Origin of the sequence: Candidatus Avelusimicrobium caledoniensis, from assembly GCF_902756455.1 — a bacterium.
Lineage (GTDB): Bacteria > Elusimicrobiota > Elusimicrobia > Elusimicrobiales > Elusimicrobiaceae > Avelusimicrobium > Avelusimicrobium caledoniense.
In genome coordinates this window covers 1-11,434 of the sequence record NZ_CACVRB010000011.1, presented here as the reverse complement: position 1 = coordinate 11,434, position 11,434 = coordinate 1, and the positions used below count along the sequence as shown (strand labels likewise).

The 11,434-nt window shown below is 47.8% G+C and carries 9 protein-coding genes; 7 read left to right on the top strand and 2 right to left on the bottom strand.

What is annotated here, in order from left to right; all coding sequences use genetic code 11:
- Window positions 1–55: 55 nt before the first annotated feature.
- From ACQY2W_RS03590 to ACQY2W_RS03570, 5 genes are all read left to right on the top strand, one after another.
- Window positions 56–3,901: a hypothetical protein gene (locus tag ACQY2W_RS03590; protein WP_428049455.1), complete on the top strand. Its 3,846-nt coding sequence runs from the start codon at window positions 56–58 to the stop codon at window positions 3,899–3,901.
- A gap of 240 nt (window positions 3,902–4,141) precedes the next feature.
- Window positions 4,142–5,833 carry a tetratricopeptide repeat protein gene (locus ACQY2W_RS03585; RefSeq protein ID WP_428049453.1) on the top strand — a complete coding sequence of 564 codons (1,692 nt, stop codon included), beginning with the start codon at window positions 4,142–4,144 and terminating at the stop codon, window positions 5,831–5,833.
- Window positions 5,834–5,835: 2 nt separating this feature from the next.
- The gene (gene rsmA / locus ACQY2W_RS03580; RefSeq protein WP_428049451.1) at window positions 5,836–6,597 is read left to right on the top strand and encodes a 16S rRNA (adenine(1518)-N(6)/adenine(1519)-N(6))-dimethyltransferase RsmA; all 762 of its coding nucleotides are present in this window, start codon (window positions 5,836–5,838) and stop codon (window positions 6,595–6,597) included.
- A gap of 210 nt (window positions 6,598–6,807) precedes the next feature.
- A complete protein-coding gene (locus ACQY2W_RS03575) occupies window positions 6,808–7,503 on the top strand; it encodes a type IV pilin protein (RefSeq protein WP_428049449.1) in 696 nt (231 codons plus the stop codon).
- A 190-nt stretch (window positions 7,504–7,693) separates the two neighbouring features.
- Window positions 7,694–8,185 carry a type IV pilin protein gene (locus ACQY2W_RS03570; RefSeq protein ID WP_428049447.1) on the top strand — a complete coding sequence of 164 codons (492 nt, stop codon included), beginning with the start codon at window positions 7,694–7,696 and terminating at the stop codon, window positions 8,183–8,185.
- On the opposite strand, the gene ftcD is transcribed toward ACQY2W_RS03570, so the two are convergent.
- On the bottom strand, window positions 8,174–9,133 hold the full coding sequence (gene ftcD, locus ACQY2W_RS03565) for a glutamate formimidoyltransferase (RefSeq protein WP_428049445.1): 960 nt from the start codon (window positions 9,131–9,133) through the stop codon (window positions 8,174–8,176). The two genes, ACQY2W_RS03570 and ftcD, sit on opposite strands and share 12 nt — an antisense overlap.
- 117 nt (window positions 9,134–9,250) lie before the next feature.
- On the opposite strand from ftcD, the gene ACQY2W_RS03560 reads away from it, so the two are divergent.
- Together ACQY2W_RS03560 and ACQY2W_RS03555 are read left to right on the top strand one after the other, a co-directional pair.
- Window positions 9,251–9,454 carry a cold shock domain-containing protein gene (locus ACQY2W_RS03560; RefSeq protein ID WP_087288232.1) on the top strand — a complete coding sequence of 68 codons (204 nt, stop codon included), beginning with the start codon at window positions 9,251–9,253 and terminating at the stop codon, window positions 9,452–9,454.
- A gap of 55 nt (window positions 9,455–9,509) precedes the next feature.
- Window positions 9,510–10,877: an MATE family efflux transporter gene (locus ACQY2W_RS03555; protein WP_428049442.1), complete on the top strand. Its 1,368-nt coding sequence runs from the start codon at window positions 9,510–9,512 to the stop codon at window positions 10,875–10,877.
- A 28-nt stretch (window positions 10,878–10,905) separates the two neighbouring features.
- Here ACQY2W_RS03555 and ACQY2W_RS03550 read toward each other — a convergent pair.
- Window positions 10,906–11,434 (bottom strand): type IV pilin protein (locus ACQY2W_RS03550; RefSeq protein ID WP_428049440.1); only part of this gene is annotated, 529 nt, incomplete at its 5' end.

The window sequence follows — 11,434 nt, the reverse complement described above, 5'->3', positions numbered from 1 at the left end:
GGGAGCCCAACAAGCAAACCCCAAAACACGCAGTTTTAATTTTAGGGAGGCACTTATGCCAGAGGAAAAAAAGAAGGAGAGTTTTACCTTTAGCGATAAGATTAAAAGCACCAAAGCAAGTGGTGCCAATAGATCTTTTGCTAATCGTTTCACCTCTAAAATCGGTAGCGATGGCAAACCCCGCCAAACGCTCTTTGAGCGTACCAAACGGGATGCGCCGTTTTTTATCGCGGCCTTGGTAGCGCTTTTACTCTTACCGTTCCTGTATAAATACAGCGGTCAAGTAGAAGAAGATACGCCCATGGTCAGCCCCGGTTATGAGGACGCGATTGTCAACCCGGATCGTTCCGGTTTTGATTTTAGCGGGGATGCGGACGGACAGATTTCGCAATTATCCGGCCGTGATTCTATGGATTTAATTGTGGGCTGGGGTAAACACCGCAACGAAGAAGAAGCAGATACTTCGCTCGCTGATTTTTACCGCAGTGGCTTAGATTCCTCGTCCACCAGTGATGCGGCTTCGTATAAACGCAGCGACATGGACGAAGAAACCAACATTACCAATATCTATAAACGCCAACGCAAACAAGCGCCTGCGCAAACGCGTGCGGCGTTCCGTCGTGCGGCTACCAAAATCGGCACTTTGAAAGGGGCCGGTTTAACGGGCCGCGGCGGTGGCAGATTAGGTATCGGGCACTTTGGCGGCGGTTTGAAAGCGGCCGCACAAAAAGTGCGCGGGCCGGGCCAAGTCAACAGCACTAAGCCGGTATCTTTACAACCGTTACAAGCGGCGGGCAAACCGTCCCGCTCGTACTTCGGGCAAGGCGCCGCGCAAGAAGCGCGCCGCAGTAAAGATGCTATGTCCAAAGGTAATGCCATGCAAGCTTTGATGGACGCCCAAATGAAACCCGTGGAGCCGGGCCGCATCGGCGGTTTGGCCAGCGGCGATTTTGGCGGCCCGGGCGGTGGTCCCGGTGGCTTACAGCGCAATTTCAACTACAACGGCAAAGAGCCGTGGTGGTGGGATATGATGAAACAGCGCGCCCAAATGGAATGGCAGCTGTGGTTTGACTTGAAAAAAGACTGGATCAATTTCGCTTCCAAAAAGCTCCAAACTTGGATAGACGGAATATCCAACTGTTTAGTTACGGGTAACTCTGATGGTGACCCGGATACATTCTTGGGCTCCGGCGGTGGATCCGGTGGTAAGGCCCCAGAATGTTGCGGTATGAAAGAAAAACGTTTCAAGTTGATTGAGCCGAATATACCATTCACTAGTGATGGTTGCAAAGCATTCGCTACGAAAAATTACGGGCAAGATTATAAAAAGAACGGGTGCCCCGATGGTTGGCAAGCCGGTCATGGCGGCGGAGATCAACACTTATCCGGTTGGCAAGCTCGTAAAGCTTGTTTGGGTGCATTAGTTGGCGGAGAATTAGTAGAAGCCAATTCGTGCAGAAACATGAAAAACCTGTATCAAGTAAGAACTTCCGGCGAAGTCAGTAATTGGAACACGTATATTTATGTAGTGGCGCGTAACTACTTGCCGGAAGCTTCCAAACTCCGGTTGGAAGGTAGCGATACAAAGCGGCACTTTCTGTGCACTAAAGAAAGCGACCACTTGAAAATCGGTGCGGAAGTTTCTGCCGGGGTGGGATACCGCCAGTTAGAGCCGGAGTTTGACGGTAAAACCGCCAGAGACGGCAAAGACGATAAAACCGCCAGAACGCGCCGTACAAAAGATGCTCCTTTAGTGTCTGATATGGCTAGAATTGACCCGGAAAACCCGGAGCATGGCTGTGTCATTTACTTGCAAAAAGGTGATACGTTCAATTATGATAATTTCCAAACAACCATGATTGAACAATTGGCCAGCTTATTGCGTCAGCAAGGCGTAAAGGAAGAAGACATTGGCGTGGAAGCCCGCAAAGCATTTAACCAGTTAGATTTAATGTTTATTGAATCTTTTGCGGCTAAAAAACGCTTGGCGGCACGCGGATGGTTTGGTATTGCTTCCGACGGCGATGCTGTGAATTTGCCGATGTTGTATTGGCGATTCCATGATGCATATGTCCGGCATCAAAAAACTTCGTCCCAACGCAACAGCGCCGTGTGGCATTTGAATGTAGATAAACGTAAACTCCGCAAGGAAGGCGAAAACTACGTGATGGGTGATCGCTGTATGTTTAATGATACGGTAAGTATTAACTGCGATAACGTATCGGATGCTGATTCGTTGCCAACGGCTACCGTAACCTTTAAACAAGGATATAAGGGTGCTGCAACGCCGAAGTTTACCGCAAAAGACATTACGGTAAATGCCACTTATAGACCGTTAGTGGGTGGGGAAGGAATTGTGCAAGACTTTGAAGGATCTCCCACTGCAGCAGCGCAAACCTTAACTTATACCTTTACGCGTCCTATCACAGTATCTGTTGATAAAGACGGAAACGTGACGGGTGTAAATAATAATGTGGATCCTGCCAAGCTGCAAGGTACAATACAGTGGAACTTGCTCCGTGGCGGTGAAGTCATTGATTACGCTGTATGCCAGGTGAATCTGGCTGCCGACGGGAAGTCTGTTACCGTAGAAGAAAAAGATTGTCCCAAAGGGGCACACACAAATGCGGCATGCTGTGCCCAAGCCGGTGCCAATGACAACGTCTATAATTATAAGTGGGCTGGCGACAAATGCGTTATAACGCCGAAAACAAACCCGAACCCGGACCAGGATCCGAATCGGGATCCGAACCAAGATCCGAATCGGGATCCGAACCGGGACCCGAACCGGAACCCGTCAGTTGAGGCAACTGCCTTTGCTCGGGAGATCAGTTGGGTTCCGGCCAACCCGCAAGACCGCAAAGCCGTAACGGCGCAAAACCCGTTAAGCGCGAGCACGTTTAGCGGACCGTTAGTGAAAACGTATCCTCACCGTGCCGACGGCTCTTCTTGCCCCGGTTGCCAAGGACGGCAATTCTGTGATGACTTGTTTGGCTATAAGATGGACTCCAAAAAAGCCACGGAATTCGTAACTAAAGTGCGTGATGCATATAATAAGAAGTATCAAAATAATGCGAACGTCTTGCCCATCCGGTTCGGTGCGGACTATCCGACAGACGGTGAATTCATGGACGCCTTGCAAATTGCGGCGAGAGAAAACTTACCCGGTTTGGAAAGAGTGTCCACGGCCGCCGTGTGTGAATTAGGGCGCGACTTTACCCGTATGTCTAAAGATAAACACGCCGGTACACGGAAAATGACATCCGCTCTCGGACAAAAAGGCGAAGAACGCTACTATCATAACGAGTTAGGTTCGTACTTGGCTTACATCCACGATACGTCTGTGTTGTATCCGGATGCGTATGTGACAGTGGACGGCCAACAAGTGTGTGACTGGCGTTTCCAACCCAAAGGTCTGGTGGGCGGCGGATGTCCGTCTGCCATGGGCATAGAAATGGGTAAGGGGTATGCGTACAATAACTATAACGGAACTAAGTTTAATAACTTGGATCAGTATAGAAAATCGCTTACTTCTACCATGCGTTCGGCCCCGTTGAAAGATCTTGTTCAGGGTCATAGTGACTTGCCCCATGATTGCCAAGGCAATACAAGAGGTTGCCGCAAAATCAGTGGTAAAAACTATGTCTCTACGTACAACTCGTTTGGACCCAATGGGTTTGCCGGACTTATTAAAGACCAAGGCGGAAGCGGTAACGGTACGGCTTGTGAAGCTTTCACCGGAAACAGCACAATGGCAGTGGCCGATGTGTTGAGATATATCCAAGGGGTTTGTTCTGCCGGGTTAGATTACAAACCTAAAGGTATGGGTAAAGCGGAGTATAAACCCGGACAAACGCCTACCAGTGATGGTGGTGCGCCGGGGTCCGATAACTCCGATTAGTGGTCTTAATAAGTAGTTATTTGTAGTTTAATTACAGGGGCGGCCTTATACGGGCCGCCCCTGTTTTTTTACTCCTTAAATGTCATCCCGGCCCTCTAAAACTGTCATCCTGAACTTGATTCAGGATCTCACCTTGTTTCTAGTGTAAAAGCGGTGAGATTCCGTATCAAGTACGGAATGACATTTTTTTAATTATATTCCCCATTTGCCCGCGAGTGCGGTTTTTTCTATTATATATTTATGAGGAAATTGTATTTTTTTTCGGCGGTACTTATAGTGTGTGCGGCAACTCTGCCTGCACAAGCACGCTTTCCGTTTTCGCTAAGTAAACCCACTATCAGAACTGACTATTCCCAAACCGTATGGGATCAAATTATGTTGGAGCAAGCGGTGTCCGATATGCGCCGCGGCATGAGCGAAATGAGTCAAGCCCGCTATCAAGACGCGTCCAACAGTTTTGCTAAAGCCGTTATCAAAAACACCAAAGACCCCATGGGCTATTTGCTGCTCGGCGCGTCTTTATACTGGGCCGGAAAAGTGGACGATGCTATCAGCGAATATAAAGAGGCCCTTCGCCTGGACCCCAACAACGCCATGGCTCACCAACTCTTAGGTATTGCCGCCGGGTGGAAAGGCGATATTTCTACCGCGCAAGATTATTTTTTAACCGCCAATAAATTGGACCCCAACAAGGCCGACACGCACATGAATTTGGGCTCCACGTACGCCGTGCAAAATAAACTGGAAAAAGCGTTGGAACACTTCCGCCGCGCCAGCGAACTGGCCCCGCGTGAGCCGCTGTATCACTATCAGCTCGGCACGCTTTACGAAATGCTCGGGCGCGACGTACAGGCCGAAGAATCATTTAAAAAAGCACTGCGTTATTTTTCTTCTTACGAGGACGCGCAACTGAGTTTAGGTGCACTCTATGAAAATATGGGACGTACGCAAGACGCACTTAAATTCTATAAAAAAGCCGTCAAAACAAAACCCGGCGATTACGTGGCGCGCCTGCGTTATGCGTTTTTGCTCGTCCGGTTGGGGGACGAAAAAACAGCCCGTGCTGTTTTGGAAGAAGCATTTTCTATCTCCAAATTTAACCAAGACGGTCTTGCGTTAAACGCGGTTTACCGCGCCAGCGGCTCCTCGCCCGCCGCGTTTGAAAAACAGATTGAACAGTTTACGCAAAGTTTAAATAAAGTTTCGCCGTCTAAACCCGTGCAAATTGAAGTCGCTTTGGAATATCTGCCGCCGCAGGAAGATACCTTGCCTAAGGGCCGCGCGGCAAACAGTTTTGAGCGCGAATATCAAAAGTTGCGCTCGGTTAATGATAATTTAGTTTCGTCGCAAACCGCACAAGCGGCCCGCGCGTTTAAGCGGATGTTTACGCTTCCTGCGGCGGCCGCCGAAGAGCGCGCCAAACAAGTGAAAGATTTTTCTGCGGCGTTACGTCAAGCGGTGCAAGAGGGGGGCGAAAATTACCAAGTCAATTTATCCTTGCAAGGCCGCACGGCTGATTATGCCGCCCCCAACGCGCTCACGCAAAACCGCACCGCTCCGCCGCGCGCAGTGTACGATCCGCGCATTGTAGGCAACGATATGGGCTTATGGGTGATGGGCCGCACGTGGATCAAGTTTGTGCACGAGGCCGAGGAAGATTTACAGGAATTTTCCTGCCCGGCGGGAAATATCTGTGCGCTTCTTAACGGATTAGCCGCTTTGGCTAAAGGGGATGCGGGCGCGGCGCGGGTTTCGTTTGAAAAGGCCGCTACGCAAGCCCCTAGTGACGTGTTGGCGCAATTAGGGCTCGGCACGGCTGCCGTGATTGCAGATGACGACGATGCGGCTGTATCGTATTACCGTCGGGCGTTGGAAATAGACCCGAATAACAAAACGGCCAAACGCAATTTGAAAATTTTAACGGATCATTAATTATGCGGCAAAAATACGGTCAACATTTTTTGACAGATAAAAACGTCATCACGCAAATCGTGGATGCGGCTTTGTTGTTGCGCGCACAAAACGTGGTGGAAATCGGCCCCGGCAAAGGCGCGCTGACAAGCGCACTCATCGCGCGCGGCTTAAAAGATTTTACCGTCGTAGAAATTGACCCGGAAATGGTGTCGCATTTGCGCGCGCATTTGCCGGAGCCGGCGGGCATCAACATCGTACAAGAAAATTTTTTGAAGTTTGATTTAGCGCGGCTCGCTCCCGTGCCGACGACGTTTATCAGCAATTTGCCGTACAATGACGCGGCGGAAATTTTAGATAAAGTAGTATCGTGGCCGCATTTTAAGACGGCGGTTTTTATGTTTCAAAAAGAACATACGCAAAAAATACGCGCCAAAACGGGTGACGATTTTTATGGTCCGCTCGCTATCTTTAGCCAATTGCGCGCGCGCATAAGTTTAATTTGCAAAGCAGGGCGCAGCTGTTTTGTACCTCCGCCCAAAGTGGAAAGTGCGGTGCTGTCTTTTGAAAAAATTACGCCGCCGGACGTGCCGTGGGAGAATTTGCACCGCGTGGTAACGGGCGCGTTTTTGCACCGCCGTAAAACATTACTCAATGCGCTTATGTTAGCGGGGTATGAGAAAGAAAAAATTTCTGCCGCGCTTACCGCGCTGAACTGGCCGCTTACCATTCGCCCGGAGCAAATCTCGCCGGACGGATACGTCAAATTAACTTCGTTGTTGTAGTTTCCTCGTCGGTCCCTAACAAAGCAACATAACAAAAACAGTGTGGCTACAATTAAGTGAAAGTTGGCTCCCAAAATGCCTGGGCCCGGCAAGGGCCTTGACATCGTTTTTTTTTTTGCTACATTTTATTTAATGATAAATATCAAAAGCCGCACTTATATCCCGTACAGAAACTTTATGGGATGACGAAGTGCGGCGGGAGAAAAGTGTATGCAAAAAGAAAGATGTTTTAAAGGTTGTTTAAAAGAAAATAAAATAAGACGTCATGCTGAATTTATTTCAGCATCTCACCTTGTTGCCGTTTTAGAAAGCGGTGAGATCCCGTATCAAGTACGGGATGACAAATTTATTTTACATACCCCTCACCCGACCTTCAGCCACCCTCTCCCGCAAGGGGCGAGGGAACACGGCGGTTTTACGCTTATTGAACTTTTAGTCGTTGTTCTTATCATCGGCATACTTGCTGCGGTGGCGTTGCCACAGTATCAGTTGGCAGTAGCCAAAACGAGATTTAGCACCGTGTTACCTTTGTTACGTAGTATCAAGGAGGCACAAGAACGGTACTATTTGGCCGATGCAACCTATGCGGCTAATTTCTCAGATTTGGATATAGAATTGCCTACATCATGCACGCAGTATCTATCGTACCCTAACATGCAATTTTGCGGCGATTGGTATATAGATAATATGTTGGCTTTCGGTGTTTCTTACGGACGTTTGGAAGCGCACTTTTGCCCGAATACAGCGGAGAAAACAACCAATCATATGGCTTGTAAACAAAATTCTATGGCCGCGCTGACGGTACACTACGACCGGGCGCCTTATGCGGGCGGAGATCGCGGAAAAACAATTTGTACACCTAAGAATAGTTTGGGAATAAAACTTTGTAACTCGTTAAATCTCTAACACTTTTTCCAACACGCGCTCGCACAGGTAACTCTTGTAGGTCGGACGTAAGTCCGACAAAATATTACTCTATTGAGAATGTCGGATTTACATCCGACCTACAAAAAGGATATTTCTTCGTCGGAAAAAATTCTGCTTGACATCGTTTTTTTTTTTGCTACATTTTATTTAATGAAACAAAGGAGGTTGTATGAAAAACAAGCAAGCATTTACGCTTATTGAACTTTTAGTTGTCGTTCTCATCATCGGCATACTTGCCGCCGTAGCGTTGCCGCAATATAAACTGGCGGTAGCAAAATCGCACTTGGCAACCATTCGGCCGGTTGTATCCTCTATCAAGCAAGCGGTGGAAACCTATTATATGGCCAACGGGGCATATCCCCCAACTAACATAGATTGGGATACGTTAGGACTTGAATTATCGTCCTGTTCTAGCTCCAATGTAGCCAGTGATGTTAAACAATGCGGAGATTTTTTAATTGATGTGAATCAAGGTACGCATGAAGAAAAAGTGATTCGGGCTGGGTATTGTCCGACACAAGAAAAAGTTACTGCTTGTTTATGGTCCAGCAACGAATTTGTCTATAAGGTTTGGCTCACACATTCCACTCATCCGGATAAAGTGGAGTGTACCGGCAATACGGATCTTGGCCGTAAGGTGTGCAACTCCCTACATCTCTAACACTTTTTCCAACACGCGCTCGCGTGCGTCAAACGGGCGCAAGTTACTGAGTAACAAATTTTCTACTGCCTCGTTTATCAAGGCAGTAGAATTTTTTTCACCCGGCGCGTAAAATTTTCCCGCTTGTAATAAGGCCGCTTGCGGAATTAGTCCAATCAGTTCGCCCGCTGTAATTTGCGCGCCGCGCTCGTCGGCAAGTTGCTTACACGTTTCAAAAACTTCGGCCAGACCGGTTTGGGTAAAGTCCGTTAAATTACACGATACTTGCGCGCAACGGTACGCCGGCATATACCAACCGATGGCTTTAACGCATTTTAAACCGCCGCCGCGCTCACGCAGTTGCGCGGCAATTTCACACGCGACGGCGACGTTTTGCGTATCTAAAGACATATTAAACGCCACTAAAAATTTACGCGCGCCGATAACCGTTGCTCCCGTTTTAGCCACGCGTTCACTCCAATTTTTCGGGCCGAAATCGGGCGGCAACGTGCGCAATTTGTCGGGCAAACTCTCATATTCGCCCCGTCGGATAAATGTTAAATTTTTGCGCTCGTTCGTGTGCGCGTTTTCTTCGTATAAATAAATGGGGATATTTAGTTCGCTTGCTACGCGCCGTGCTAATTTTTCTGCCAGTTGGGCAGTTTCTTCAAGCGAAATATCTTGCACGGGTACCAACGGGCAGACGTCCACCGCACCCAGCCGCGGGTGCGCGCCTGTGTGCGTGCGCATATCAATCAGTTCGGCAGCTTTGCGTATTAAATTAAACGCACTTTGGACTACGGCCCCGGGCGCACCCGCCAGCGTAATCACGGTGCGGTTAGCATCGGAATTACTGTCCGTGTGGAGCACGCGCACGCCGGGCACGCAATCTGCCGCGGCAACAATTTGCGCGATAACGGATGTATTTTTACCGTCTGAGATATTCGGTACGGCCTCTATGAGTTTCATAATTTTATTATAACCTTTTTTTGTTTCAAAAAATGCTTGCATTTTTTATAAGAATTTATAGTATAATACTTATAGGTACTTAGGTACCTAATTTAATTAAGTAAGGAAGTATTAGTAATGCCTAAAGGAAAAGTGAAGTGGTTTAACGATCAAAAAGGTTACGGTTTCGTAACCCCCGAAGATGGTTCTAAAGATCTCTTTGTACACTATCAAGAAATTCAGGGCGACGGTTTCAAAACCTTGGCCGAAGGTCAAGAAGTGGAATTTGAAGTCGTAGAATCTGAAAAAGGCCCGAAAGCCGTAAAAGTTGTAAAACTATAAGTCTTGCAACCTTTTCAAAGGGCCCCGCAAGGGGCTCTTTTTTTGTGAGTGAAAAATGAAGAAAAAACAAACCGCCGCCAAAGCCCCGTTAAAAGAATTATGGGTATTGTCCTACCCGTTAATTGTACTGATGGGCGCACAAATGGTGATGCAATTTGTGGACCGCATGTTTTTGGCGTGGCACTCGCCGGAGGCATTAGCCGCGTGTGTGCCGGCGGGGTTATTGGCTTTCACGTTTGCCAGTTTATTTATGGGGCTGGCCGGATATACCAGTGTATTTATTTCCCAATTTTATGCGAAGAAAAAAAATGCTTCCGTTACGATTTCGTTATGGCAGGGGGTGTGGTTGTCTTTGATTTCCGCGGCTTTGTTAGCGGTGCTAACGCCGCTGGGGCGGTGGTTGATTATTTCTTTCGGCCACGAGCTTTCCGTGCAGAAATTGGAGCTTTCTTATTTCACTATCTTAAATATTTTCGGCGGATTTGCGGTAACTAATAATGCGCTTGGGAGTTTTTTCAGCGGACGCGGAAATACTAAAATTCCGATGTATACTTCTTTGGCGGGAATTGTACTTAATATGGCGTTGGACTATGTTTTTATCTTCGGCAAATTGGGTATGCCCCGCTTGGGCATTCAAGGCGCGGCATGGGCCACGGTAATCAGTTGTGCGTGTTCTACGCTGATTTTCTGCTCGCTAATCAATACGCGGCAGAACCGTTATACGTTTAAGATATCGCGCTTGGCCGGATTTTATAAACCGATTTTTATGCAAATGGTGCGCTTTGGCGTGCCCAACGGTTTTGGGTTTTTAATGGATGTGCTTTCGTTTACGTTGTTTACTTTTATGATTGGGAATATAGATACGCTTTCCTTGCAAGCAAGTAATATTGTGATGTCCATGCAACCGGTAGTGTTTATGGTCATTGTGGGGCTGGGCGGCGGTATCCAAATTTTAGTCAGTAAATACCAAGGACTTAAACGCCCCGATTTGAGTATGCAAGTTGTCAAAAATGCGTGTAAGTTGGGGTATAGTTATGCCATAGCCATATCGGTTTTGTTCTTTTTCGGCGCACCGTTATTTTTGCATTTGTTTATCCCGGCCGCTACGCCTAACGCGCAAGAAGTGGCTGCTCTGACGTTGCCGCTTATTAAACTGGTGAGTTGTTTTGTGCTGATGGATGCAACGTATTTAATTTTCGGGGATGCTATCCGCGGGGCGGGGGATACTAAATTTTATATGTATGTGATGTTGGTTTGCGCGTGGGGATTGCTCATACCCGGTACGTGGCTGATTGTGTATAAGTGGCATTTGTCTGTTTTTTGGGTGTGGAGTTGGCTGACGTTTTACGCCGGCCTGACGGCATTGCTGATGCTTTGGCGGTTTTTTCAAGGTAAGTGGAAAAGTATTGAAGTAACGAAATAAAACACCCGGGTTATTGCCCGGGTGTTTTTTATAACGTACCTTTAGTGTTTAATTCTTCGCAAAGTTTGCGTTGAACGGAAGACGCTCCGTCTTGAACATAACATTTAATTTGGTCTGAATCTGTTTTTAATATTTCGATTCCGTAGGGCGTCTGGGCATTGACAAAGGGCAATCGTTCCGCTTTGGCAATGTTAGAGCCACTTGTTCCTCCTGGCGAATAGCGGAAATATTTAGTATCTATTCTGGTTCCGCCAAGCCATGATACCGAGGTACCCGGAACTTCAATGTCTAGTAAGTCTATTTCGTCGTGGGCGGCGTATCTTCCGTTAGCCAAATAAAATGCTTGATTGGCGCGGGCGATAGCTTGTACCAACGTGATGGCCTCTGTCATGCGTGCTTTTTCTACCGCTTTTTGGTATTGAGGCAACGCTACCGCCGCTAAAATACCGATGATAAGAACGACGACGAGTAATTCAATAAGCGTAAAGCCACTTGTTGTTTGACTTCCACCCCGGCGGGGGAAGTGGTTTTGTGTGCGGGAGCACTCAAAACCGATG